The organism is Enterobacter sp. JUb54 (assembly GCF_014298075.1).
In the GTDB taxonomy this organism is placed as follows: Bacteria; Pseudomonadota; Gammaproteobacteria; order Enterobacterales; family Enterobacteriaceae; genus Klebsiella; species Klebsiella lignicola.
Genome location: NZ_CP060418.1, coordinates 687,891 through 711,999 on the forward strand (window position 1 = coordinate 687,891; position 24,109 = coordinate 711,999).

At 56.2% G+C, this 24,109-nt stretch carries 24 protein-coding genes; 12 read left to right on the plus strand and 12 right to left on the minus strand.

Translation table 11 applies throughout. From position 1 onward, the window contains the following. Positions 1-16: 16 nt before the first annotated feature. The 4 genes from HF679_RS03095 to pabB form a co-directional block, all read right to left on the minus strand. A complete protein-coding gene (locus HF679_RS03095; RefSeq protein ID WP_123754864.1) occupies positions 17-1,573 on the minus strand; it encodes an EAL domain-containing protein in 1,557 nt (518 codons plus the stop codon). 122 nt (positions 1,574-1,695) lie between these two features. Next, positions 1,696-3,060 (minus strand): L-serine ammonia-lyase, encoded by a 1,365-nt coding sequence (gene sdaA / locus HF679_RS03100; RefSeq protein ID WP_123754863.1) that lies wholly within the window; start codon positions 3,058-3,060, stop codon positions 1,696-1,698. Between the two features lie 245 nt (positions 3,061-3,305). Next, positions 3,306-3,884, minus strand: a complete 579-nt coding sequence (locus tag HF679_RS03105; RefSeq protein ID WP_123754862.1) for a CoA pyrophosphatase — start codon at positions 3,882-3,884, stop codon at positions 3,306-3,308. Between the two features lie 3 nt (positions 3,885-3,887). Further along, on the minus strand, positions 3,888-5,243 hold the full coding sequence (gene pabB, locus HF679_RS03110) for an aminodeoxychorismate synthase component 1 (RefSeq protein ID WP_154144719.1): 1,356 nt from the start codon (positions 5,241-5,243) through the stop codon (positions 3,888-3,890). 88 nt (positions 5,244-5,331) lie between these two features. Here pabB and HF679_RS03115 point away from each other — a divergent pair, with 88 nt between their 5' ends. Further along, entirely contained in the window at positions 5,332-5,517 is a 186-nt protein-coding gene (locus tag HF679_RS03115) for a YoaH family protein (RefSeq protein WP_187042597.1), read from the plus strand. Here the strand turns inward: HF679_RS03115 and HF679_RS03120 are convergent, their stop codons facing one another. After that, positions 5,518-5,862: a RidA family protein gene (locus tag HF679_RS03120; RefSeq protein WP_174508055.1), complete on the minus strand. Its 345-nt coding sequence runs from the start codon at positions 5,860-5,862 to the stop codon at positions 5,518-5,520. A 131-nt stretch (positions 5,863-5,993) separates the two neighbouring features. Between HF679_RS03120 and HF679_RS03125 the strand changes: the two genes are divergently transcribed. The 5 genes from HF679_RS03125 to rnd all read left to right on the plus strand — a co-directional run bounded on the left by HF679_RS03125 (position 5,994) and on the right by rnd (position 12,378). Beyond that, positions 5,994-7,904: an ATP-dependent DNA helicase gene (locus tag HF679_RS03125; RefSeq protein WP_187042598.1), complete on the plus strand. Its 1,911-nt coding sequence runs from the start codon at positions 5,994-5,996 to the stop codon at positions 7,902-7,904. A gap of 67 nt (positions 7,905-7,971) precedes the next feature. After that, positions 7,972-8,667, plus strand: a complete 696-nt coding sequence (gene tsaB / locus HF679_RS03130; protein WP_123754858.1) for a tRNA (adenosine(37)-N6)-threonylcarbamoyltransferase complex dimerization subunit type 1 TsaB — start codon at positions 7,972-7,974, stop codon at positions 8,665-8,667. A gap of 38 nt (positions 8,668-8,705) precedes the next feature. After that, positions 8,706-9,287 carry a Slp family lipoprotein gene (locus HF679_RS03135; RefSeq protein WP_123754857.1) on the plus strand — a complete coding sequence of 194 codons (582 nt, stop codon included), beginning with the start codon at positions 8,706-8,708 and terminating at the stop codon, positions 9,285-9,287. 208 nt (positions 9,288-9,495) lie between these two features. Then, the gene (fadD, locus tag HF679_RS03140) at positions 9,496-11,181 is read left to right on the plus strand and encodes a long-chain-fatty-acid--CoA ligase FadD (RefSeq protein ID WP_123755502.1); all 1,686 of its coding nucleotides are present in this window, start codon (positions 9,496-9,498) and stop codon (positions 11,179-11,181) included. An 81-nt stretch (positions 11,182-11,262) separates the two neighbouring features. Then, positions 11,263-12,378 carry a ribonuclease D gene (gene rnd / locus HF679_RS03145; protein ID WP_154144771.1) on the plus strand — a complete coding sequence of 372 codons (1,116 nt, stop codon included), beginning with the start codon at positions 11,263-11,265 and terminating at the stop codon, positions 12,376-12,378. Between the two features lie 93 nt (positions 12,379-12,471). On the opposite strand, the gene minE is transcribed toward rnd, so the two are convergent. The 3 genes from minE to minC are packed head-to-tail and all read right to left on the minus strand — an operon-like array spanning position 12,472 to position 14,279. Further along, positions 12,472-12,741, minus strand: coding sequence for a cell division topological specificity factor MinE (gene minE / locus HF679_RS03150; protein ID WP_123754855.1), 270 nt, complete (start codon positions 12,739-12,741; stop codon positions 12,472-12,474). Positions 12,742-12,744: 3 nt separating this feature from the next. Next, the gene (gene minD / locus HF679_RS03155) at positions 12,745-13,557 is read right to left on the minus strand and encodes a septum site-determining protein MinD (RefSeq protein WP_123754854.1); all 813 of its coding nucleotides are present in this window, start codon (positions 13,555-13,557) and stop codon (positions 12,745-12,747) included. 23 nt (positions 13,558-13,580) lie between these two features. Continuing rightward, positions 13,581-14,279: a septum site-determining protein MinC gene (minC, locus tag HF679_RS03160; protein ID WP_123754853.1), complete on the minus strand. Its 699-nt coding sequence runs from the start codon at positions 14,277-14,279 to the stop codon at positions 13,581-13,583. A gap of 126 nt (positions 14,280-14,405) precedes the next feature. Here minC and HF679_RS03165 point away from each other — a divergent pair, with 126 nt between their 5' ends. The 3 genes from HF679_RS03165 to HF679_RS03175 all read left to right on the plus strand — a co-directional run bounded on the left by HF679_RS03165 (position 14,406) and on the right by HF679_RS03175 (position 16,031). After that, the gene (locus HF679_RS03165) at positions 14,406-14,684 is read left to right on the plus strand and encodes a YcgL domain-containing protein (RefSeq protein ID WP_187043024.1); all 279 of its coding nucleotides are present in this window, start codon (positions 14,406-14,408) and stop codon (positions 14,682-14,684) included. Positions 14,685-14,829: 145 nt separating this feature from the next. After that, complete coding sequence (locus HF679_RS03170; RefSeq protein WP_123754851.1) at positions 14,830-15,489, plus strand: fumarylacetoacetate hydrolase family protein; 660 nt, start codon at positions 14,830-14,832, stop codon at positions 15,487-15,489. Positions 15,490-15,584: 95 nt separating this feature from the next. Further along, complete coding sequence (locus tag HF679_RS03175) at positions 15,585-16,031, plus strand: YcgN family cysteine cluster protein (protein WP_123754850.1); 447 nt, start codon at positions 15,585-15,587, stop codon at positions 16,029-16,031. 9 nt (positions 16,032-16,040) lie between these two features. Here HF679_RS03175 and HF679_RS03180 read toward each other — a convergent pair whose 3' ends face one another. From HF679_RS03180 to nhaB, 3 genes are all read right to left on the minus strand, one after another. Further along, positions 16,041-16,385: a DUF1971 domain-containing protein gene (locus HF679_RS03180; RefSeq protein WP_154144947.1), complete on the minus strand. Its 345-nt coding sequence runs from the start codon at positions 16,383-16,385 to the stop codon at positions 16,041-16,043. Positions 16,386-16,502: 117 nt separating this feature from the next. Then, positions 16,503-17,033, minus strand: a complete 531-nt coding sequence (gene dsbB / locus HF679_RS03185; protein WP_123754847.1) for a disulfide bond formation protein DsbB — start codon at positions 17,031-17,033, stop codon at positions 16,503-16,505. Between the two features lie 133 nt (positions 17,034-17,166). Then, the gene (gene nhaB, locus HF679_RS03190; RefSeq protein WP_187042599.1) at positions 17,167-18,717 is read right to left on the minus strand and encodes a sodium/proton antiporter NhaB; all 1,551 of its coding nucleotides are present in this window, start codon (positions 18,715-18,717) and stop codon (positions 17,167-17,169) included. 239 nt (positions 18,718-18,956) lie between these two features. Here nhaB and fadR point away from each other — a divergent pair, with 239 nt between their 5' ends. Continuing rightward, positions 18,957-19,676 (plus strand): fatty acid metabolism transcriptional regulator FadR, encoded by a 720-nt coding sequence (gene fadR, locus HF679_RS03195; RefSeq protein ID WP_123754845.1) that lies wholly within the window; start codon positions 18,957-18,959, stop codon positions 19,674-19,676. 70 nt (positions 19,677-19,746) lie between these two features. Here the strand turns inward: fadR and HF679_RS03200 are convergent, their stop codons facing one another. Next, positions 19,747-21,279, minus strand: a complete 1,533-nt coding sequence (locus HF679_RS03200; RefSeq protein ID WP_187042600.1) for a SpoVR family protein — start codon at positions 21,277-21,279, stop codon at positions 19,747-19,749. A gap of 321 nt (positions 21,280-21,600) precedes the next feature. On the opposite strand from HF679_RS03200, the gene HF679_RS03205 reads away from it, so the two are divergent. Further along, on the plus strand, positions 21,601-22,899 hold the full coding sequence (locus HF679_RS03205; RefSeq protein ID WP_123754843.1) for a D-amino acid dehydrogenase: 1,299 nt from the start codon (positions 21,601-21,603) through the stop codon (positions 22,897-22,899). A gap of 9 nt (positions 22,900-22,908) precedes the next feature. Then, positions 22,909-23,979 carry a catabolic alanine racemase DadX gene (gene dadX / locus HF679_RS03210; protein ID WP_187042601.1) on the plus strand — a complete coding sequence of 357 codons (1,071 nt, stop codon included), beginning with the start codon at positions 22,909-22,911 and terminating at the stop codon, positions 23,977-23,979. Positions 23,980-24,109 lie beyond the last annotated feature (130 nt).

Here is a 24,109-nt window from a genome sequence, read left to right on the forward strand (position 1 = left end):
GGCTGGCCGGTTTTTTTTATCCGCCTTCGCCATGCTCTGCCAGCCATTGCGCAAACGCCGCGACCGGCATCGGTCTGGCGTAGTAGAACCCCTGCAGGACATCAACCCCGTGCTGCTGCAGATACCGCGACTGAGCTGCGGTTTCAACCCCCTCGGCAACCGTCAGGATGTTCAGGCGGCGTGCCAGGGCAATGATCATGTCGGTCACCGTCGTATTCACGCTATCGACGCCGATGGCGCTGGTGAAGGATTTATCAATTTTCAATACGTCCGGGCGCAGCTTTTCCAGCCATGACAGTGAGCTATTTCCGGTACCGAAATCATCAATCGCCAGCATGACTCCTTTAAAATGCAGCAGCTCCGCCATGTGGTGGTCTCCCTCCTGCAGCACATCGCGTTCGGTCAGTTCCACCACCAGCTGCTGCACCGGGTGGGCGCTGAACCACAGATGATGCAAATCGCGCATCAGTTCGCCGTTGGCAAAATGGCGGGCGGCGACGTTAATCGAAATATGGAAGTTTTTATCCTCGGGGAACTGCGATAGCTGGCGGGCGGTTTCCTTCAGGACATAGCGGGTGAGGGGCACAATTAAGTTCGCCCCTTCCGCGAGAGGAATGAATACATCGGGAGGGATATTTCCGCGACGCGGATTGTTCCAGCGCAGCAAAATCTCGACGCCGACGCATTTTTGCGACCGCAGATCTTTTAGCGGCTGGCACCACAACGTAAATTCACGGGCGGCGATCCCGAGGCTGATCTCCCGGGCGAAGCTCATTCTCCCCGCCGTAATCAGCCACATCATGCCACCCAGCATCACGCTGAGGATCAGCGCCAGCGGCAGTGCGCCAGGAAGTTCCGCAAGGGCGATCGCCGTGGCGCCTGGGCCGCTGACGTTAATCGCGAACGGAAACTGGGTTGACTGCTGGTGGTAAATCATCTTCTCGCCTGGCGGCACTTGCTGCTCGGTGATGCCAATACCATGAATAAAATTCTGTGCGCCGACGCTTAACCCGATACCGGTAATCAGGGGTGATTTTGCGGCGAGAATTAACTCCCCTGGCAGTTCGATATTGATGACGATCATCACGCCATCGTCGCTGTTTAATCGGGAGGGATACCATTGCACTAATACCGGCGAGCCGAGCAGCAGCGAGTGGTCTGTTGAAAGCATCAGCAATGGCTGAGGAGAAGGGAGCGCCGACTGGAGCTGATGAATGGCAACGTTACGGTCGCCAAAGATACTGGAGCAATACAACGTCCGGGACTTTACCAGGGCGATGGAGCGCACTGTTTGCAGCGACGCCGCCAGTTTGCGCAGCGGCAGACGGACATCCTGGCACGGTTTCCCCACCAGCTGTAGCAAGGGATGTTGTTGCTCTGATAAAGGGCGCAGCATTCTATCCATGGCCACCACCATCTGATGAGTAGTGCTCTGGATACGTTGCTGATTTAAACTACGCTGTGAAATAAATCGGATAACCAGTGTGGTCGTTAACGTCAACAACGCCACAATCAAACAAATGACAACGCGTTTACGGCGGTAAGTCGAAATGACTTTCTGAGCATTGTGCATGCGCGACACCCTGTCGGCTCTGAATGCGGACGAGAATAACAACCGCGAGTGAGCAAGTGTAGTGGGTGTAAATAAATAACATAAAAAATGCGCCCGGTGGGCGCATTTGGATAAAAAATAGTTTAGTCACACTGAACTTTGATGGCCAGGCCGCCGCGAGACGTCTCGCGATACTTGGCGTTCATGTCTTTACCGGTTTCGTACATGGTCTCGATCACTTTATCGAGAGAGACGCGCGGCTCGCTGGTGCGACGCATCGCCATACGTGCGGCGTTGATTGCCTTCACCGAAGCGATGGCGTTACGTTCGATACACGGAACCTGTACCTGTCCGGCCACCGGGTCACAGGTCAGACCCAGGTTATGCTCCATACCGATTTCCGCCGCGACGCACACCTGCTCCGGGCTGGCGCCAAGCAGTTCAGCCAGGCCCGCCGCCGCCATCGAACAGGCGACGCCAACTTCACCCTGACAGCCCACCTCAGCGCCGGAAATGGAGGCGTTCATTTTGTATAACGTCCCCACGGCGCCGGAGGCCATAAAGTAACGAATATAGATATCCGGGCTGACCGACTCGATAAAGTGGTCATAGTAGGCCAGTACGGCAGGGACGATACCGCACGCGCCGTTGGTCGGCGCGGTGACCACGCGCCCGCCGGCGGCGTTCTCTTCGTTGACCGCCAGGGCGAACATATTCACCCAGTCAACGACGTTCATTGGGTCATTGGACAGTTTATCGCTGGCTACCAGCAGACGACGCAGTGCCGATGCCCGACGCGGTACGCGCAGAGGACCAGGCAACACGCCCTCGGTGTTCATGCCGCGATCGATACAGGCACGCATGGTCTGCCAGACGTGAGCAAAATAGTCTTCAATCTCTTTCTTGCTGTGCAGCGCCAGTTCGTTCTGCATCACCATGCCGGAGAGCGACATTCCGGTTTCTTTACAGTAAGCCAGCATCTCTTGCGCCGACTTGAAGGGATAAGGCACGCTTAACTCATCCACGCTGTCTTTGCCGAAATGTTCTTCATCGACGATAAAACCGCCGCCGATGGAGTAATAGGTTTTGCAGTAGATCTCTTTCTCGCCGGCCCAGGCATGAATGGTCATGCCGTTTTCGTGCAGCGGCAGGTTGTCGCTACGAAAACGCATGCCGTCATCGTGCGGGAAATCAACTTCGTGCTGACCTTGTGCCAGCAGCAAACGTCCGCGGGTTTCGACATCGCGGATAAATCCAGGTATGGCATCAATATCGACCGTATCGGGCTGATTGCCCGCCAGGCCCATAATAATGGCGATATCCGTATGGTGGCCTTTGCCGGTTAATGAAAGCGAGCCGTAGACGTCAACCGCCACCCGGGTCACTTCATTAAGCAATCCTTTTTCGACCAGGTCATCGACGAACTGTTTACCGGCCTTCATCGGCCCTACAGTATGGGAAGATGAGGGACCGATCCCCACCTTGAACATGTCGAATATACTAATCACGATAACACTCCTGACAGGGTTACCGCAGTGGCGGTAACGATGTGAAAACTGCGCATAGTGTAAGAGGGAACCGCACCATCAGCTTAACTATTCACATGAATTAAATTAATGGATAACGGCGAAATTACTAATGGTGAGAGCGCAATCTCATTTTAAGTATATACGCTATCTCAGAGGGTGGATTGCACAAGGAAACCGGCTGTCGCGGGGCAGGGTGACCTTCGCGCCAGCCGTAAGCCAGCAGGCTAGGGTTTGATGCCGATTTGCAGGGCCAGTTCGCGAATAATACCGGCGGTCATGCCCCAGACAAAATAGTGCTGATACCATGACAGCCAGACACGATGCGAATTCCCGCGGCGATGGATATCCAGCGGGTGGTAGCGGCTTAGGCTCAATGCTTCAGCAAGCGGCATTTCGAACACCGCCGACACTTCATCCTGGCTGGCATGATAGTGAAGATTGGGCGGAATAATGCCGACCACCGGCGTGACCTGAAAGCCGGTGACGCTGTCCACCGGCGGCAGAACGCCAATAATCTCGACCCGATCGGGAGGAATCGCGACCTCTTCCTGGGCCTCACGCAGCGCGGCGGCAATCAGGGTAGCATCGGTGTTATCGACGGCCCCGCCGGGAAAGGCAACCTGACCGGGGTGCTTACGTAACCTCGGCGATCGCTGCGTCAACAGCAGGCCGGGCTGCGGTCGACGCACGATGGGCACCAGCACCGCCGCCTGGCGCTGATTCAGCGCGCTGCGCGATGGCTGCGGGCGCAGTAATTGAAAGCGAGAAAGAAAGTCGTCCAGCGCAAGGGCGTCATCCGCCATGGTCTAGCTCTCCAGTTGTTGCAAGATTCGATTAACTTTATCAAAGGTTTCCTGATACTCAGCGGCCTCTTCACTGTCGGCCACAATACCGCCGCCGGCAGAACAGTATAGCGCTCCCTGGTACGCCGTCAGCGTGCGGATCGTAATGCTGGTGTCCATATTGCCACACAGGCTGAGATAGCCGATACTGCCGCACCACGCGTTACGCCGCTGGGGTTCCAGCTCGTCAATGATCTGCATCGCCCGCACTTTAGGGGCGCCGGTAATGGAGCCGCCGGGGAACGCCGCGCGCAGCAGATCGCTGGCGTGAAGACGGGCCGGCAGCCTGGCGGTAATGGTGCTCACCAGATGGTGCACCGCCGGGAAGGGTTCCACGACGAACAGTTCCGGAACCCGGACGCTACCGGGCTCGGCAACCCGGCCAATATCATTGCGCATCAGGTCGACTATCATCAGGTTCTCTGCCCGATCTTTTGGCGAGTGGGCCAGTTTTTCCGCCTGCAGGGCATCCTGTTGCGGATCGGCCAGCCGCGGCAGCGTGCCTTTGATCGGGCGAGTCTGGATCTCACCTTGATGAAGCTGGATAAAACGCTCCGGAGACAGGCTGAGCACGGCGCCGTCTTCGAGGCGAATAAAGGCGCTGAACGGCGCGCGATTGGCGCGATTCAATTGGCAAAACGCCTGCCACTCATCGCCGCGGTAGCTGGCCTGAAAACGTTGGGCCAGGTTGACCTGGTAGCAGTCGCCGCTGTGCAACCAGGCCTGAACCTGGCGGAATTTCTCGCCATATTGCTCGCGGCTCATGTTGGATCGCCAGGCGGAAGTCAGGGCGAACGGCGCGGTAGGTGCGGCGGACTGCGCTTGCAGCCATTGTAGACGGGCATGCGGATCGCCGTAGCTAAGCAGCGAGACTTCCTGGCGTTGATGATCGACAATCAGCGCCCAGTCGTAGATCCCCACGGCCATATCGGGCAGGGCGATATCCGCCACCGCGTGCGAGGGCAGAGATTCAAAGCGCCGGCCAAGGTCGTAACCGAACAGCCCCAGCGCGCCGCCGAGGAACGGCAAATGGGAATGCGCCACGGGTGTTAATCCCCGCTTGTCCAGCTGCGTTTGTAACAGCGTCAGCGGATCTTGCGTCGACTGGCTGCGGCTTTGGCCGTCATCCACCATGGTTGTCCCGCCGCGCGTAAGCAGCGTGGCGCACGGATCGGCCACGATGATGTCAAAACGGTTATGGGGATGGTCGGCAAAGCCGGAATGCAGCAGCATGGCCCATGGGGCGGTGCTCAACGGCGTAAAGTAGCGCTCGGCAGCATCCGGGTGCCAGGGCAGGGTAATAATAGCGGGGGACAACATCTTCCTCGATCCTAATCGTTGCCGTCCTCTGGAATATCAGACGGGCGGCATGAAATAATGACGCCACACAATGTAGCAGGAGTGAGTTATGTTTGCAGGTTTACCTTCGCTGAGCCACGAGCAGCAGCAAAAAGCGGTAGAGCGTATCCAGGAACTGATGTCCCAGGGGATGAGCAGCGGTGAAGCGATTTCACTGGTCGCCAATGAACTGCGCGCCAGCCATACCGGCGACCGGATCGTGGCGCGCTTTGAAGATGAAGACGAAGACGAGTAATTAAACCGCGGCGATAATTTTAATTTCGACTTTGTATTCCGGCTTCATTAAGGCGGCCTGAACGGTGCAGCGCACCGGGGCATGGCCGGCCACAACCCACGCATCCCACGCCTGGTTCATCGCCGCGAAATCGCTTTTATCCGCAAGGAAGATGGTGGCATCAAGAATACGCGACTTGTTGCTGCCCTGTTTTTCCAGCACGGCGTCAATCTGTGCCAGGGTGTTCGCGGTTTGCTCAAACGCATCCGCTTCGAGGTTTGCCGGCACGCCGGTGTAGTAAATGGTCTGGTTGTGAATTACTACATCAGACCAGCGGGCTTCAGCATCGATACGCGTAATTGTCATTATCATTTCCTTGGTTTCATTCCATCAGACTGCGGGCAAGACTGCCATAATGTGCCGCCTGCGTCACTACCCGGACTGGTGAAAAGGTCTGCTGCCTGACATAATCACTGTCCAAATCACCAGGGGGTATTGTGATCGACGATTTTGCAGCAGACGGCCAGTTGGCCAAAGCGATTCCCGGATTCAAACCACGCGAGCCGCAGCGCCAGATGGCGATCGCGGTGGCTGAGGCCATCCAGCAGGCGCAGCCGCTGGTGGTGGAAGCGGGGACCGGTACCGGTAAGACGTACGCCTATCTGGCGCCTGCGCTGCGGGCCAATAAGAAGGTGATTATCTCCACCGGTTCGAAAGCGCTGCAGGATCAACTGTACAGTCGCGACCTGCCGACGGTGGCAAAAGCGTTAAAATTCACCGGTAAGCTGGCGCTGCTCAAAGGGCGCTCGAACTACCTGTGTCTTGAACGCCTGGAGCAGCAGACCCTGGCCGGCGGCGATCTGCCGGTGCAAACCCTGAGTGATGTTATTCTGCTCCGTTCGTGGTCAAATCAGACCCTTGATGGCGATATCAGCACCTGCGTCAGCGTTGCCGAAGATTCTCAGGCCTGGCCGCTGGTCACCAGCACCAACGATAACTGTCTCGGCAGCGACTGCCCGGTGTATCAGGACTGCTTTGTCGTCAAAGCGCGTAAAAAAGCGATGGATGCCGACGTGGTGGTGGTGAACCATCACCTGTTCCTCGCCGATATGGTGGTGAAAGAGAGCGGCTTCGCCGAGCTTATCCCCGAGGCTGAGGTGATGATCTTCGATGAAGCCCATCAGCTTCCCGACATCGCCAGCCAGTATTTTGGTCAGTCGCTCTCCAGCCGTCAGCTGTTAGATCTGGCGAAAGACATCACTATTGCCTACCGCACCGAACTTAAAGATACCCAGCAGTTGCAAAAATGCGCCGACCGTCTGGCCCAGAGCGCGCAGGATTTTCGCCTGCAGCTGGGGGATCCCGGCTACCGGGGCAACCTGCGCGATCTGCTGGCGGACAGTCATATTCAACGTGCGCTGTTGCTGCTCGATGATGCGCTTGAACTCTGTTACGACGTGGCAAAGCTGTCGCTTGGCCGCTCGGCGCTGCTGGATGCGGCTTTCGAGCGCGCCACGGTTTACCGTGCGCGCTTGAAGCGCCTGAAAGAGATTAACCAGCCGGGCTTTAGCTACTGGTACGAATGCACTTCCCGTCATTTTACCCTGGCGCTCACCCCGCTGACCGTGGCGGAAAAATTCAAAGAGGTCATGGCGCAAAAATCAGGCAGCTGGATTTTTACCTCGGCCACGCTGTCGGTGAATGACGATCTACACCACTTTACCGCCCGCCTCGGCATTGAAGAGGCGCAATCGCTGCTGTTGCCAAGCCCGTTTGACTATGCCCACCAGACGTTGCTCTGTGTACCGCGTAATCTGCCGCTGCCTAATCAACCCGGGGCAGCGCGTCATCTGGCGGCGATGCTCAAACCGCTGATTGAGGCGAACGACGGGCGCTGCTTTATGCTGTGCACCTCGCACGCGATGATGCGTGACCTGGCCGAACAGTTCCGCGCCACCATGACGTTGCCGGTGCTGCTGCAGGGCGAAACCAGCAAAGGCCAGCTGCTGCAGCAGTTTGTCAGTGCCGGTAACGCGCTGCTGGTGGCGACCAGCAGCTTCTGGGAAGGGGTGGACGTGCGCGGCGATGCGCTGTCGCTGGTGATCATCGATAAACTGCCGTTTACCTCGCCGGACGATCCGTTGCTGAAAGCGCGGATGGAAGATTGCCGTCTGCGCGGCGGCGATCCCTTCGACGAAGTGCAACTGCCGGATGCGGTCATTACCCTTAAGCAGGGGGTCGGGCGTTTGATCCGTGATATCGACGATCGCGGCGTGCTGGTGATTTGCGATAACCGTCTGGTGATGCGTCCCTATGGTGCAGTGTTCCTGGCCAGCCTGCCGCCGGCGCCGCGAACCCGCGATATCCGCCGGGCCGTGCGTTTTCTCGCCGTGCCGCCAGCAAGGTAATCTGTCGCAAAATGTGGTAAGCTGCGCGCCATTTTGTCAATCTGCTATAGCGAGAGCGCGACAACCCATGCGAATTTTGGCTATCGATACCGCCACGGAGGCCTGCTCCGCGGCGCTGTGGAATGATGGCACTCTTTGTGCTCATTTCGAAATTTGTCCCCGTGAACACACCCAACGTATTCTGCCACTGGTGCAGGATGTCCTGACGGAAAGCAAACTGTCGTTGACTGACCTCGACGCGCTGGCCTTTGGTCGCGGTCCCGGCAGTTTTACCGGGGTGCGTATTGGGATCGGTATCGCACAAGGACTGGCGCTGGGGGCCGAACTGCCGATGATTGGCGTGTCGACGCTGGCAACCATGGCGCAAGGCGCATGGCGTAAAACCGGGGCTACCCGTGTACTGGCGGCTATTGATGCGCGAATGGGCGAGGTCTACTGGGCCGAATACCAGCGTGATGAGCAGGGCGTCTGGCATGGTGAAGAAACTGAAGCCGTGCTGAAACCCGAAGCCGTCAGCGAGCGCCTGCAACAGCTCGAAGGCGACTGGGCGACCGTCGGGACCGGCTGGCAAGCCTGGCCCGATCTGGCTAAGGACTCAGCGCTGACATTAACCGATGGTGACATTACGCTGCCGACAGCAGAAGACATGCTGCCGCTGGCCTGCGTGCTGCTTGCCAGTGGCAAAACCGTTGCCGTAGAGAAAGCCGAACCGGTTTATTTGCGTAACGAAGTGGCGTGGAAGAAACTTCCTGGCCGAGGATGAATCTCAGTAATCATAAGACTGAGAGAAGGAGTCGCATCATGGCGGGTCAAAGCAAAGCAGTACGTTGGTTTTTAGCGGGCGCCGTTGTCGCTGCGTTAAGTGGGTGCGTTTCCGTGCCGGATGCCATTAAAGGCACCAGCCCGACGCCACAGCAAGATTTAGTCCGGGTGATGGCCGCACCACAGCTGTATGTAGGCCAGGAAGCCCGTTTTGGCGGCAAAGTCGTCAACATTCAGAACCAGCAGGGCAAAACCCGGCTGGAAATTGCGACGGTTCCGCTGGACAGCGGCGCCCGGCCTGAGCTGAATGAGCCTTCGCGCGGGCGTATTTACGCCGATGTGAACGGCTTCCTCGACCCGGTCGATTTCCGCGGTCAACTGGTCACCGTCGTCGGCCCGATTACCGGGACGGTGGACGGCAAAGTCGGCAGCACGCCGTATAAGTTTATGCTGATGAATGCGACCGGCTACAAGCGCTGGAACGTGGTGCAGCAGGTGGTAATGCCACCGCAGCCGATTGACCCGTGGATGATCGGTCCGCGCCCCTGGGCTTACGGCTATGGCGGCTGGGGCTGGTACAATCCAGGCCCTGCAGAAGTCAGAAATGTCGTAACTGAATGATTTTGCAGTTTTTGTAAGCCAGACGAAACAGCGGCTTGTCCGCTGTTTCGCTATTTCTGGCCTGATAAGAAAAATAAATAGTGACGCGCTTCGCAACCTGTAAAACGCCTAATTAATAAACTGGTACGCTGAGTTAATATAATGTTAACAGAATGTTTGTTGATCAGGGGCTGTGATGACGACGAATAACTATTTCAGAGGTGATGCAGTGAAAAAGGTTTGGCTAAACCGTTATCCCGCCGATGTTCCGGCGGAGATAAATCCTGACCGCTACCAATCCCTGGTTGAATTGTTTGAACACGGCACCGCGCGCTACGCCGACCAACCGGCGTTTATCAATATGGGCGAGGTGATGACCTACCGTAAGCTGGAAGAGCGCAGTCGGGCCTTCGCCGCTTACCTTCAGCAGGGGCTGGGGCTGCAAAAGGGCGACCGCGTCGCGCTGATGATGCCAAACCTGCTGCAATACCCGATTGCGCTGTTCGGTATCCTGCGTGCCGGGATGATCGTAGTGAACGTTAACCCGCTGTATACCCCGCGCGAGCTAGAGCATCAGCTGAATGACAGCGGCGCAGCGGCGATTGTGATCGTCTCCAACTTTGCGCATACCCTGGAAAAAGTGGTTGATAAAACCCAGGTGAAGCATGTGATCCTGACCCGCATGGGCGATCAGCTCTCGACGGCGAAAGGCACGCTGGTCAATTTCGTGGTCAAGTACATCAAACGGCTGGTGCCGAAGTATCACCTGCCAGATGCTATCTCGTTCCGCAGTGCCTTGCATAACGGCTACCGGATGCAATACATCAAGCCGGAAATTGTCTCTGAGGATCTGGCGTTCCTGCAGTACACCGGCGGCACCACCGGGGTGGCCAAAGGGGCGATGCTGACCCACCGCAACATGCTGGCCAACCTTGAACAGGTCAATGCGACCTACGGCCCGCTGCTGCACCGGGGCAAAGAGTTTGTCGTCACCGCGCTGCCGCTGTACCACATCTTTGCGCTGACCATGAACTGCCTGCTGTTCATTGAGCTTGGCGGGCAGAACCTGCTGATTACCAACCCACGTGATATTCCGGGGCTGGTGAAGGAGCTGGCGAAGTATCCGTTCACCGCGATGACCGGGGTAAATACGCTGTTCAACGCCTTGCTGAATAACAAAGAGTTTCAGCAGCTTGATTTCTCCTCGCTGCACCTGTCTGCCGGCGGCGGAATGCCGGTACAGCAGGTAGTTGCCGAACGCTGGGTTAAACTCACCGGGCAGTATCTGCTGGAGGGCTACGGCCTGACCGAGTGCGCGCCGCTGGTCAGCGTGAACCCGCATGATATTGACTATCACAGCGGGAGCATCGGCTTGCCGGTACCGTCGACCGAAGCCAAACTGGTGGACGATGACGACAACGAAGTGCCGCTGGGTATGCCTGGCGAACTGTGCGTGAAGGGGCCGCAGGTGATGCTGGGCTACTGGCAGCGTCCGGACGCCACCGACGAGATTATCAAAGACGGCTGGCTGCACACCGGCGACATCGCGGTAATGGATGATGAAGGCTTTATGCGCATTGTCGACCGTAAAAAAGACATGATTCTGGTCTCCGGCTTCAACGTTTACCCGAACGAAATTGAAGAGGTGGTGATGCAGCACTCCGGGGTTCAGGAAGTGGCTGCCGTCGGCGTACCGTCAGGAAGCAGCGGCGAAGCGGTGAAGATTTTCGTGGTTAAAAAAGACGCGACGCTGACCGAAGAGGCGCTGGTGACGTTCTGTCGCCGCCATCTGACAGGCTATAAAGTCCCGAAACTGGTTGAATTTCGTGATGAGCTGCCAAAATCCAATGTTGGAAAAATTTTACGGCGAGAACTGCGTGACGAAGCGCGCGCTAAAGTAGACAATAAAGCCTAAGGTATACACGAGTCGCCAGACGCCGGCCAAGCCGGCGTTTTTTATGGGCGCAAGTTAAGAGAGCATGATGTGAACTATCAGATGATCACCACCGACGATGAGCTGCGCGCCATCTGTGAAGCGGCTAGCGCGGCCCCGGCGATTGCGCTGGATACCGAATTTGTCCGTACCCGCACCTACTACCCGCAACTGGGCCTGCTCCAGCTGTTCGACGGCGAACAGGTTTCCCTGATCGACCCGTTGACCATCACCGACTGGGCGCCGATGCGCGAGCTATTGCTGAATCAGCAGGTCACCAAATTCCTGCACGCGGGTAGTGAAGATCTGGAAGTGTTCCTTAACACCTTTAATCTGATGCCGCAGCCGTTGATTGATACCCAGATTCTGGCCGCCTTTTGCGGTCGTCCGATGTCCTGGGGATTTGCCTCGATGGTTGAGGAGTACTCGGGCGTGGCGCTGGATAAGAGCGAATCACGGACCGACTGGCTGGCGCGCCCGCTGACTTCACGTCAGTGCGACTATGCCGCCGCGGATGTCTGGTACCTGCTGCCTATCGCCAGCAAACTGATGGCGGAAACCGAAGCCGCAGGCTGGCTGGACGCCGCGCTGGACGAATGCCGTCTGATGCAGCAGCGCCGCCAGGAAGTGCAGGACCCGGCGCAGGCGTGGCGCGATATCGGCAACGCCTGGCAGTTACGCACCCGTCAGCTTGGCTGTCTGCAGCTGCTGGCAGAGTGGCGTTTACGCAAGGCGCGCGATCGCGATATGGCGGTGAATTTTGTCGTTCGCGAAGAGCATCTGTGGAACGTTGCCCGCTATATGCCGGGGAGCCTCGGCGAGCTGGACAGCCTCGGGCTTTCCGGCAGCGAAATTCGCTTCCATGGTAAAACGCTGATTAGCCTGGTAGAGAAAGCGCAGCAGCTACCGGAATCGGCGCTGCCGGAGCCGCTGCAAAACCTGATTGATATGCCGGGTTACCGTAAAGTCTTTAAAGAGATTAAAGCGCTGGTGCAGGAAGTGAGCACCGAGACGGGGCTGAGTGCGGAGCTGCTGGCCTCCAGACGGCAGATTAACCAGTTGCTGAACTGGCACTGGCAGCTGAAGAGTGGGGCGACCTTGCCTGAACTGATTTCCGGCTGGCGTAGCGATCTGATGGCCGATCGTCTGAAAGCGCTGCTGAGCGAATACCCGCGCTAAACGCTATCTAAGCCATAGCAAATAGCCCGGATGCGTTATCCGGGCTATTTTCAAACTGGCCCGATAGCGCAAGGCTACCGGGTGAATCCAACGTCAGGGTTTCGACTCTTCCGGTTCTGGTAAAGTCACGTTCAGCTCCAGAATCGAAATATCACCATCCCGTTGTTCCAGCTGGACGCTAACCATTTCCGGGTCAATCTGCACATACTTACAGATCACTTCCAGAATATCTTTGCGTAACTGCGGCAGATAGTGTGGTTCAGCATCGCCGCGACGACGCTCGGCGACGATGATTTGCAGGCGCTCTTTCGCAATATTGGCCGTGTTCTTTTTCCGCGAGAGAAAAAAGTCGAGTAATGCCATAATTTATCCTCCGAACAGGCGTTTGAGGAAACCTTTCTTCTCTTCTTCAATGAAGCGGAAAGGACGTTCTTCTCCGAGCAGACGTTCAACCGTATCGGCATAGGCCTTACCTGCGTCTGACGTATCATCCAGAATCACCGGCTCACCCTGGTTTGAGGCGCGCAGCACGGACTGATCTTCCGGAATCACGCCTACCAGATTGATGCGCAGAATTTCCAGAACGTCTTCCATGCTCAGCATGTCGCCTTTATTGACGCGACCTGGGTTATAGCGAGTCAGCAGCAGGTGTTCTTTGATCGGCTCTTCGCCATTTTCCGCACGACGGGATTTTGACGCGAGAATGCCGAGAATACGGTCGGAGTCACGAACGGAGGAGACTTCCGGGTTAGTGGTGATGATGGCTTCATCGGCAAAATAGAGCGCCATCAGGGCACCGGTTTCGATGCCTGCTGGTGAATCGCAGACCACGAAATCAAAATTCATTTTTTTCAGTTCTTCGAGAACCTTATCTACGCCTTCGCGGGTCAACGCATCTTTATCACGCGTCTGGGAAGCAGGGAGGATGTAGAGATTCTCGGTGCGTTTATCTTTGATTAACGCCTGGTTCAGGGTCGCATCGCCCTGAATGACGTTGACGAAGTCATACACCACCCGACGCTCGCAGCCCATAATCAGGTCGAGATTACGCAGGCCGATATCGAAGTCGATAACGACGGTCTTCTTTCCCTTCTGAGCCAAACCAGTAGCGATGGCCGCGCTGGAGGTGGTCTTGCCAACGCCCCCTTTACCCGAAGTCACAACAATAATGCGTGCCATAGAAATTCCTTGTTAAAAAGGGACTAACTCAATGGTTGAATAGTCAAAGCGCTGTCGCCTAAACGCAGGCGCGCCGCTTTGCCATAAAATTCGGCCGGGATGTTATCGCTCAGCCAGTATTCTCCCGCGATGGACACCAGTTCCGCCGTGAGGTTTGAACAAAATATTTGTGCTTCTCTATCGCCACTCGCGCCCGCAAGCGCACGTCCTCGCATCATGCCATATACATGGATATTACCGTCGGCAATAAGTTCCGCGCCGGCACTCACATGGTTTGTAACAATCAGATCACAGTTTGGTGCATAAATGCGCTGACCGGAACGTACCGGCAGGTCAATTAAACGCGTTTTTGTGATCGGAGTAACAACTGGCGCTGGCGCAACCGGCTCAGGCGGCGCCTGACGGGGCATTTTCTCTTTCCCTTCCGTTAGTAAGGGAATGCCGGTGCGGTCGATTTCCGTTTTCAGCCGAGGGATTTTGCATCCACTCACGCCCATAATCCGTAAACCGGTGCTCGCGATAGCTTCATGCATGACACGCCAGTCAATGTCGCTTTCGACATTGCTGATATTCACCACCACGGGGGCATGACGTAAAAAAGCGGGGGCCTGGGCGATTTTGTCTTCTAACGCCTGACGAATAATCTCGGGATTTGCATCGTGCAAATGAACGACAGATAAGGTGAAGCTACTGCCCTTAAGTTCGATTGGCGTATTTGACATCCTGGCCTTACTCAATTTGCTGTTTATCACCCGCCGAAGTGCGGTGATATTCCGAAGACTAAAAGGCATGTTATAGTCACTGTTATATTGAGGCAAGTGACCACGGGTCTAATTCCGAGTAAAACTATGTTTTGTGTGATCTATCGAAGTGCCAAACGCGATCAAACCTATTTATATGTCGAAAAAAAGGACGATTTCTCTCGCGTTCCTGCTGAACTGCTTTCGAGCTTCGGTACGCCGCAACTGACCATGCTGTTACCGCTTGACGGGCGTAAGCAGCTCGTCGGCGCTGACCTGGAAAAAGTCAAACAGGCGCTAACCGATCAGGGCTATTATCTGCAACTTCCTCCTCCGACTGAAAATCTACTGAAGAAACACCTGGCGGAACAGGGGAATATTCCCTAAATAATTCGAGTTGCTTGTAGGCGGCAAGGCCGTAAATCCTCAGGAGCTTACTCAGGTAAGTGACTGGGGTGAACGGGTATAGTCAACACCCAGGCAACTTGAAGTATGACGGGTATAAATCTGATTAACCCACTGAGGGGAAATAATGTACCAACATCATAACTGGCAGGGAGCATTACTGGATTATCCGGTAAGCAAAGTGGTTTGTGTGGGCAGTAACTATGCCAACCACATCAAGGAAATGGGCAGTGTCATGCCGGAAGAACCGGTGCTGTTTATTAAACCTGAGACGGCGCTATGCGATATCCGTCAGCCGCTGGTGCTCCCTGAAGGTTTAGGTTCGGTGCACCATGAAGTGGAACTGGCGGTGCTGATTGGCGGTACGCTTCGCCAGGCAACGGACGATCACGTGCTGAAGGCGATCGCCGGCTACGGCGTCGCGCTGGATCTGACGCTGCGCGACCTGCAGGGCAAAATGAAAAAAGCGGGTCAGCCGTGGGAAAAGGCCAAGGGCTTTGATAACTCTTGTCCGGTTTCTGGTTTTATCCCCGCGGCGGAGTTTCACGCCGACCCGCAAAATACGGCATTGAGTCTGAAAGTGAACGGCGAGATTCGCCAGCAGGGGACCACGGCGGATATGATCCATAAAATCGTGCCGCTGATCGCCTACATGTCGCGTTTCTTTACCCTGAAAGCCGGAGACATCATCCTGACCGGGACGCCAGAAGGCGTTGGCCCGCTCAGCAACGGTGATGAACTGGAAGTGGGTTTCAACGGGCTTACGCTCTCTACCCGCGTGCTGTAACGTCCTCTTGCCGCCTTCACGGGCGGCAAAACTTGCATCAGTGTGCCAGACTGGTTATAAGGTGCACCCTGAATTGCAATGACGGACATCCCCCTATGAGCGAACAACCTTTCTGGCAGCACAAGACACTTGATGAAATGACCGACGCGGAGTGGGAATCTCTGTGTGACGGCTGCGGACAGTGCTGCCTGCATAAGCTGATGGATGAGGATACCGATGAAATATATTTCACCAACGTTGCCTGCCGTCAGTTAAATATCAAAACCTGCCAGTGTCGCAACTATGAGCGACGCTTCGAGTATGAACCCGACTGTATTAAGCTGACGCGCGACAATCTGCCGACATTCGAATGGCTGCCGCCGACCTGCGCCTACCGTTTGCTGGCTGAAGGGAAACCGCTGCCGCACTGGCACCCGCTGCTGAGCGGCTCGAAGGCAGCGATGCATGGCGAGCGTATCTCGGTGCGGCATATCGCGGTAAAAGAAGAGACCGTGCGCGACTGGCAGGATCATATCCTGAATAAGCCTGACTGGGCGCAGTAGGGTGCACTGTTAGTTTTTCTTCGCGTGGAACAGCCCGCTTTCACCGTCGGCATCATCTTCGACCCAAAAGTTAATATTGAACTGTGCATCATCGCTTAGCTCGATACGGTGCCAGTATTGCGGCGGGCTGGTCGCGAACTGACCGGCATTGATGACCACTTTCGCCTCTGGCTCAGTTGCCTGCTCATTGGCGAAACCGTAATAGGTTACCGTCCCCTCCATTACGCATAGCTGACCGAAAACACCCGCAGCGGTGTTGTGATGTGTCAGCAGGGCGGCAGGAACATTTTGTTTGGTAAAGAATGGGGTGGAGCGTTTTACTTTCCAGTTAGCGGGAATACGCAAATGAGACATCATGTGCTCCTTAGTTAACGCATATAAGATGTATTTAATATGCATCTTTAAGGTTGTGGGGTCAACTTACGAGCAAAAAAAAACGCTCCCGAAGGAGCGCTTTATCAGCAATTGGGCTTAGCGGCCGAAGAGATCGCGTTTTTTCGGTTTAAAAGGCTGAGCAATCAGGACCAGTACGCCTACGATCAGGTAGGCGGCGAAGATCCCCACCAGCCACTGCGGCATCTCGAGGGTCAGAAACTCCCACTGACGAACGGAGCAGTCACCGCTGGCGACGAACATCTGCGGTATCCACTTATCCAGCGGCAGCCACGTCGGGAAGCGGGCGGCGAAATCACAGGTCTGGAACGGGGAAGGGTGCAGTTGGATCATGGTGTGCTCCCATGCCAGTTGCAGGCCCCGCAGCGCGCTGTACAGCCAGATAACCAACGCCACATAACGCAGCGGTGTTTTCGGCGCGATAGCACCGACAATCCCGGCGCCCATAATGCCCAACAGCGCGCAGCGTTCATAAATACACATTACGCAAGGTTGCAGCAACATCACGTGCTGGAACCACAACGCGACTAGCTCAAGAACGAACGCGGTTAACGCCATCAGGAGCCAGGCTCCGCGTCCTCTTGAGCACTGGTTTAAATATCGCAACATATGTCATTTCCCTGGAACATGCTAAATCATGGCAGTGTAAACGAAAACCGAACCGACGCCAGCAGCTAGCCCGAAATTAATACGAAAAGAATCGTAGCCATTTGTCTCAATGCGGCAAATGGCCTGTCGGGTCTTAAGGAAGTACCGGCGTGACGATCCACTGGTGATCGAGCATCCACTGGGTCACCGGCATCAGGGTGAATTCAACACACAGCAGCCCCACCAGCGTCATCACAACGGTGTAAGGCAGCGCCATCCACACCATCCGGCCGTAGGAGAGGCGAATCAGCGGCGCCAGGGCGGAGGTCAGCAGGAACAGAAATGCTGCCTGACCATTCGGCGTCGCCACCGAAGGCAGGTTGGTGCCGGTATTAATCGCCACCGCCAGCAGTTCAAACTGCGGCAGGCTGATCACGCCGTGCTGCAGCGCGGTTTTGGCTTCGTTGATGTACACTGTCCCGACGAAGACGTTATCGGAAATGGACGACAGCAGGCCGTTGAACAGGTAGAACAGCGACAGCTGGGCGTGAGGCGACGCCTGAAGGACAAACTGAATCACCGGCGTAAAGAGATGCTGGTCGATAATCACCGCCACCACCGCGAAAAATACGGTCAGCAGGGCGGTGAACGGCAGCGCCTCGGTAAAGGCTTTGCCAATGGCGTGCTCATCGGTGATGCCGGTCAGGCTGGTTGCCAGAATGATCACCGACAGCCCTACCAGGCCCACTTCCGCCAGGTGCATCGCCAGAGCAAACACCAGCCAGATACCGATAATCCCCTGGGCAATCAGGCGCAGGCGGTCCTGGCGAGTGCGTTGCTGGGTGCTGCGATCGTCAAAATCTTGCAGCACCTTACGCGCCGCCGGCGGCAGCGGCTCGCCGTAGCCGAACAGCTTCCATTTTTCCAGCAGCAGACAGGTCAGCAGGCCGCAGATCATCACCGGCAGCGTCACCGGGGACATGCGTAAAAAGAACTCGCCGAAGTGCCAGCCTGCCGCTTTGGCAATAATCAGGTTTTGCGGCTCTCCGACCATGGTCATCACGCCGCCCAGGGCGGTACCAACGCCGGCATGCATCATCAGGCTGCGCAGAAAACCACGGAACTGCTCCAGCACGTCGCGATAGTGCTGGTCGATATGGCTGTCGTCCAGCATATCGTTATCATCCGGACGCGCGGAAGCCACGCGATGGTAGATGCCATAGAAGCCGACCGCGACGCTTATCACCACCGCCACGACGGTTAACGCATCAAGGAAAGCGGAGAGGAAAGCCGCCGCCAGACAAAACGCCAGCGACAGCAGCATCTTGCTCCGAATGCCTAGCAGCAAACGGGTAAAGATAAACAGCAGCAGCTGTTTCATGAAGTAGATACCCGCCACCATAAACATCAGCAGCAGCAGCACCTCAAGGTTACTGGCGATCTCGTCCCGGATATGTTCGGGGCTGGTCATGCCGATAAACACGGCTTCAATCGCCAGCAGGCCGCCCGGCAGCAGCGGGTAGCACTTCAGCGCCATCGCGAGAGTGAAGATAAACTCAACCACCAACATCCACCCGGCAATGAAAGGGTCGAAATAAAAGGCCAGCGGGTTGATGAGTAAAACGATCAGTAACGTTAGTTTATACCAGTCCGGTGACTGGCCAAGAAAATTGCGCCATAGTGCGCGGCCGTACGATATTTCCACGACAGATATCCTTCCCGTCAATTTAATGACATGATTTTGCACGTAACTATGTGCAAGATTACCAGTTGAGCAAAATGAGAAGCAACTTTCTTCGCCTCGCGTTGTGGGAATGCATTCTGTGACGGAAAGCGGAAAATGAAACAGCGAACCCTTTTTAATTACCTCGCGGCGCTATCTGCTCTATAACGGCTCTGGTATGATGAGTAGAATTTGCAACGCTGTGTAATGGAAATCTAACTATGGTCATTAAGGCGCAAAGCCCTGCGGGTTTCGCGGAAGAGTACATTATTGAGAGTATCTGGAATAATCGTTTCCCCCCAGGCACCATCCTCCCTGCTGAACGTGAACTTTCTGAACTGATCGGTGTAACCCGCACGACCTTACGCGAAGTGTTGCAGCGTCTGGCCCGTGACGGCTGGTTAACCATCCAGCACGGTAAGCCGACGAAGGTGAACAATTTCTGGGAAACGTCCGGGCTGAATATCCTCGAAACTCTGGCGCGTCTTGATCATGACAGCGTTCCGCAGCTGATTGATAATCTGCTGTCGGTGCGAACCAACATCTCCACCATTTTCATCCGTACCGCCTTCCGCCAGCATCCTGAAGATGCGCTGAAAGTGCTCGCCAGCGCGCGTGAGGTCGAAGACCACGCTGACGCGTTTGCAGACCTGGACTACAACATTTTCCGCGGCCTGGCGTTTGCCTCTGGCAACCCGATCTACGGCCTGATCATCAACGGGATGAAAGGCCTGTATACCCGCATCGGCCGCCACTATTTTGCCAACCCGGAAGCCCGCAGCCTGGCGCTCGGTTTCTACCACCAGTTGACAAAAGTGTGTGAAGAAGGACAGCACGAGCAGGTTTACGAAATCGTCCGTCGCTACGGGCATGACAGCGGCGAAATCTGGCATCGGATGCAGAAAACCATGCCGGGCGATCTCGTGATCGGCATGCGCTAACTGTCGCAGATTCCAGAATGATAACGCCCGGCGATGAACCGGGCGTTTTTGTTTGTTGCGTTAGCGCCTGTTACAGCGAATTCGGGCGCGGCGGGCTACGTTCCAGCAGTTCGATGCTGCCATCGGCATTTTGTTGCTCCAGCAGGATATCGAACCCCCACAGGCGATGAACGTGCTTGAGCACTTCCCGACGCCCCTTATCCAGCGGCGTGCGGTTATGCGGCACGTAGCGCAGCGTCAGGGAACGATCGCCACGCAGATCGACGCTCCAGACCTGAATATTTGGCTCCAGGTTACTGAGGTTGTACTGGGCGGACAGCTTCGACCGAATCTCCCGATATCCCTCCTCGTTGTGGATCGCGGAAATCTCCAGATAGTTGTTATGATCGTCATCCAGCACCGTAAAGAAGCGGAAATCACGCATAATTTTCGGTGACAGGAACTGACTGATAAAACTCTCATCTTTAAAATCGCGCATCGCAAAATGCAGCGTTTCCAGCCAGTCGGAACCGGCAATGTCCGGGAACCAGTAGCGGTCCTCTTCGGTCGGAGACTGGCAGATGCGTTTAATATCCTGGAACATGGCGAAGCCAAGCGCATACGGGTTAATCCCGTTATACCACTGGCTGTTATAGGGCGGCTGGAACACCACGTTGGTGTGGCTGTGTAGGAACTCCAGCATAAAGCGCTCGGTCACTTTCCCCTCATCATACAGATGGTTGAGGATGGTGTAGTGCCAGAAGGTCGCCCAGCCTTCGTTCATCACCTGGGTCTGCTTCTGCGGATAAAAATACTGGCTGACCTTACGCACAATACGCAGGATTTCACGCTGCCACGGCTCCAGCAACGGCGCGTTCTTCTCCATAAAGTACAGCAGGTTTTCCTGCGGCTCTGACGGGTAGCGACGGGCGGATTCGATGGTCTTCTCTTCTTCGCGCTTCGGCAGGGTTCGCCACAGCATATTCACCTGACTCTGCAGATACTCTTCCCGGCTTTTCTGCCGCGCTTTCTCCTCCTGCAACGAGATTTTCTGCGGACGTTTGTAGCGATCGACGCCGTAGTTCATCAGGGCATGGCAGGAGTCGAGCAGCTTCTCGACCTCATCGACGCCATAGCGCTCTTCGCAGTCGGTAATGTATTTGCGGGCAAAAATCAGGTAGTCAATGATGGAGCTGGCGTCGGTCCAGCTGCGGAACAGATAGTTATTTTTGAAGAAGGAGTTATGCCCGTAGCAGGCATGGGCCATCACCAGCGCCTGCATGGTAATGGTGTTCTCCTCCATCAGATAGGCGATGCAGGGGTTTGAGTTGATGACAATCTCATAGGCCAGGCCCTGCTGACCGTGCTTATAGGCCTGTTCGGTTTCGATAAATTTCTTGCCGAACGACCAGTGCGGGTAGTTGATGGGCATGCCGACGCTGGAGTAGGCGTCCATCATCTGCTCGGAGGTAATGACTTCGATTTGGTGTGGATAGGTGTCGAGACGATACAGCTTCGCTACCCGGTCAACCTCGGCAAGGTAGGTTTCCAGCAGTTCAAAAGTCCAGTCGGGTCCATCGCTTAAACGAGTGGTGTCCCTGTTCATGGAATCAATCGTAGCCATTAGCGCGCCCTCGTTGTAGGTGGCCCTCTCTGTACGGAGAGCCTCCCAATAAGCATAGAACACGGCATGACAAACTGCGCCTGCGGACAATTTCTTTTCTTCGCGATTTAGCAATCTTAAAGGCCTGATTGCGGCTTATTTGCAGAATATTATTCTGAGTAAAAATGAAGTGCAGCAGGAGATAGTAAATCCATAGTGGCAGGGCTGGTGCGGTGTGCTGTGAGATAAGTCACCATAAATAAAGCGTATGTTGAATAATATTTTCAACTGAGTTATCAATTTGTAATCAGATGATTGTTCTTTAACTATTACGGAGTCGCTATGCGAGTCGTCATACTGGGAAGTGGGGTCGTTGGAGTAGCGAGTGCCTGGTATTTAAGCCAGGCGGGACACGAGGTGACGGTCATTGAACGCCAGCCAGGTGCGGCGGAAGAGACCAGCGCCGCCAATGCCGGGCAAATTTCTCCAGGCTATGCGGCACCGTGGGCAGCACCTGGCGTGCCGCTGAAGGCCATCAAATGGATGTTCCAGCGCCACGCGCCGCTGGCGATTGGCCTCGACGGTACGCAGTTCCAGCTGAAATGGATGTGGCAGATGCTGCGCAACTGCGATACCCGCCATTATATGGAGAACAAAGGGCGAATGGTGCGTCTGGCAGAGTACAGCCGTGACTGCCTGAAAGCGCTGCGCGAAACGACCGGTATCCAGTATGAAGGTCGTCAGGGCGGCACCCTGCAGCTGTTCCGTACCGAAAAACAGTATGAAAACGCCACCCGCGATATCGCGGTGCTGGAAGAGGCCGGGGTGCCGTATCAGCTGCTGGAGGCGAAACGCCTGCTGGAAGTCGAACCGGCGCTGGCGGAAGTGAGCCACAAGCTTACCGGCGGCCTGCGTCTGCCGAATGATGAAACCGGCGACTGTCAGCTGTTTACCACCCGGCTGGCAGCCATGGCGGAGCAGGCGGGCGTTACGTTCCGCTTTAATACTTCGGTTGATGCGCTGCTGTACGAAGGCGAGCAGATCGCCGGGGTAAAATGCGGCGATGAAATTATCAAAGGCGACGCCTACGTGATGGCCTTTGGCTCTTACTCCACCGCGATGCTGAAGGGGCTGGTGGATATTCCGGTCTATCCGCTGAAGGGGTATTCCCTGACGATTCCGATCGCCGAGGAAGACGGGGCGCCAGTTTCGACTATCCTCGATGAGACATACAAAATCGCGATTACCCGCTTTGACCAACGCATCCGCGTCGGGGGCATGGCGGAAATCGTCGGTTTTAATAAAGAGCTGCTGAAACCGCGGCGTGAAACGCTGGAGATGGTCGTGCGCGACCTGTTCCCGCGCGGCGGTCACGTCGAGCAGGCGACCTTCTGGACCGGGCTGCGCCCAATGACCCCAGACGGTACACCGGTCGTCGGGCGCACGCCGTATAAGAATTTATGGCTGAATACCGGGCATGGCACCCTGGGCTGGACCATGGCCTGCGGTTCCGGGCAGCTGCTCAGTGATTTGATTTCCGGCCGCACGCCGGCCATTCCGTATGATGACCTTGCCGTTGCGCGTTACAGCCCTGGTTTCGTCCCGGCACGCGCGCAGCACCTGCACGGTGTGCATAACTAAGGAGTCTTCATGTCCCGTCCCGTACTGGCCAGAATTGATGTGTCGGCCTTGCGACAGAATTTGCAGATTGTCCGGCGAGCGGCTCCTACCTCGCGCCTGTGGGCGGTGGTGAAAGCCAACGCCTATGGTCACGGGCTGTCGCGCGTGTGGAGCGCGCTCAGCGGTGCCGATGGTTTTGCGATGCTCAACCTCGAAGAGGCGATCCTGCTGCGTGAGCATGGCTGGAAAGGGCCGATTCTGATGCTGGAAGGGTTCTTCCACGCCGATGAACTGGCGCTGTTTGATAAGTACCGTCTGACCACCAGCGTTCACAGCAACTGGCAAATCAAGGCGCTTCAGCAGGCGAAGCTGCACGCGCCGCTGGATATCTACGTCAAGGTGAACAGCGGCATGAATCGCCTCGGCTTTATGCCGGACCGCATCCATATCGTCTGGCAGCAGCTGCGGGCGCTGGGTAACGTCAGCGAAATGACGCTGATGTCGCATTTTGCCGATGCGGAAAATCCGCAGGGGATTGTTGAGCCGATGCGGCGCATCGAACAGGCAGCGGAGGGGCTGGACTGCCCGCGTTCGCTGTCCAACTCCGCGGCGACCTTGTGGCATCCGGAAGCTCATTTCGACTGGGTCAGACCGGGGATTGTGCTGTATGGCGCGTCTCCGTCCGGGCAGTGGCAGGACGTAGCCAACAGCGGCCTCAAGCCGGTGATGACCCTCAGCAGCGAAATCATTGCCGTGCAGAACCTGAAGGCGGGCGACGCGGTGGGTTACGGCGGTATCTACCGGGCCTCCGGCGAGCAGCGCATCGGGATTGTGGCCTGCGGTTATGCCGACGGCTATCCGCGCCTGGCGCCGGACAACACGCCGGTGCTGGTGGACGGCGTGCGCACCACCACGGTGGGGCGGATTTCGATGGATATGCTGGCGGTGGATCTTACGCCCTGCCCGCAGGCCGGTATCGGCGCGCCGGTGGAGTTGTGGGGCAAAGAGATTAAAATTGACGATGTCGCCAGCGCCTGCGGCACCGTCGGCTACGAGTTAATGTGCGCGCTGGCCCCTCGCGTGCCGGTAGTGACAGGGTAACTTCCCCTAAGACGGCGCCTCCGTCGAACGTATATACCCAAGCAACTTGAAGGATGAAGGGTATAAGCCAGAATTTCAACCGGTTGCTGACATTCTGGCTTTTCCATTACTCCAGCCAAAAAAACAACTC

Bases quoted from the DNA above. Each gene is read 5' to 3' on its own strand.
- HF679_RS03095 (WP_123754864.1), bottom strand. From the start codon at position 1,573: ATGCACAATGCTCAGAAAGTCATTTCGACTTACCGCCGTAAACGCGTT.
- HF679_RS03105 (WP_123754862.1), bottom strand. From the start codon at position 3,884: ATGGCGGATGACGCCCTTGCGCTGGACGACTTTCTTTCTCGCTTTCAA.
- pabB (WP_154144719.1), bottom strand. From the start codon at position 5,243: ATGTTGTCCCCCGCTATTATTACCCTGCCCTGGCACCCGGATGCTGCC.
- HF679_RS03115 (WP_187042597.1), top strand. From the start codon at position 5,332: ATGTTTGCAGGTTTACCTTCGCTGAGCCACGAGCAGCAGCAAAAAGCG.
- HF679_RS03120 (WP_174508055.1), bottom strand. From the start codon at position 5,862: ATGACAATTACGCGTATCGATGCTGAAGCCCGCTGGTCTGATGTAGTA.
- tsaB (WP_123754858.1), top strand. From the start codon at position 7,972: ATGCGAATTTTGGCTATCGATACCGCCACGGAGGCCTGCTCCGCGGCG.
- HF679_RS03135 (WP_123754857.1), top strand. From the start codon at position 8,706: ATGGCGGGTCAAAGCAAAGCAGTACGTTGGTTTTTAGCGGGCGCCGTT.
- rnd (WP_154144771.1), top strand. From the start codon at position 11,263: ATGATCACCACCGACGATGAGCTGCGCGCCATCTGTGAAGCGGCTAGC.
- minE (WP_123754855.1), bottom strand. From the start codon at position 12,741: ATGGCATTACTCGACTTTTTTCTCTCGCGGAAAAAGAACACGGCCAAT.
- minD (WP_123754854.1), bottom strand. From the start codon at position 13,557: ATGGCACGCATTATTGTTGTGACTTCGGGTAAAGGGGGCGTTGGCAAG.
- minC (WP_123754853.1), bottom strand. From the start codon at position 14,279: ATGTCAAATACGCCAATCGAACTTAAGGGCAGTAGCTTCACCTTATCT.
- HF679_RS03165 (WP_187043024.1), top strand. From the start codon at position 14,406: ATGTTTTGTGTGATCTATCGAAGTGCCAAACGCGATCAAACCTATTTA.
- HF679_RS03170 (WP_123754851.1), top strand. From the start codon at position 14,830: ATGTACCAACATCATAACTGGCAGGGAGCATTACTGGATTATCCGGTA.
- HF679_RS03175 (WP_123754850.1), top strand. From the start codon at position 15,585: ATGAGCGAACAACCTTTCTGGCAGCACAAGACACTTGATGAAATGACC.
- HF679_RS03180 (WP_154144947.1), bottom strand. From the start codon at position 16,385: ATGTCTCATTTGCGTATTCCCGCTAACTGGAAAGTAAAACGCTCCACC.
- dsbB (WP_123754847.1), bottom strand. From the start codon at position 17,033: ATGTTGCGATATTTAAACCAGTGCTCAAGAGGACGCGGAGCCTGGCTC.
- fadR (WP_123754845.1), top strand. From the start codon at position 18,957: ATGGTCATTAAGGCGCAAAGCCCTGCGGGTTTCGCGGAAGAGTACATT.
- HF679_RS03200 (WP_187042600.1), bottom strand. From the start codon at position 21,279: ATGGCTACGATTGATTCCATGAACAGGGACACCACTCGTTTAAGCGAT.
- HF679_RS03205 (WP_123754843.1), top strand. From the start codon at position 21,601: ATGCGAGTCGTCATACTGGGAAGTGGGGTCGTTGGAGTAGCGAGTGCC.
- dadX (WP_187042601.1), top strand. From the start codon at position 22,909: ATGTCCCGTCCCGTACTGGCCAGAATTGATGTGTCGGCCTTGCGACAG.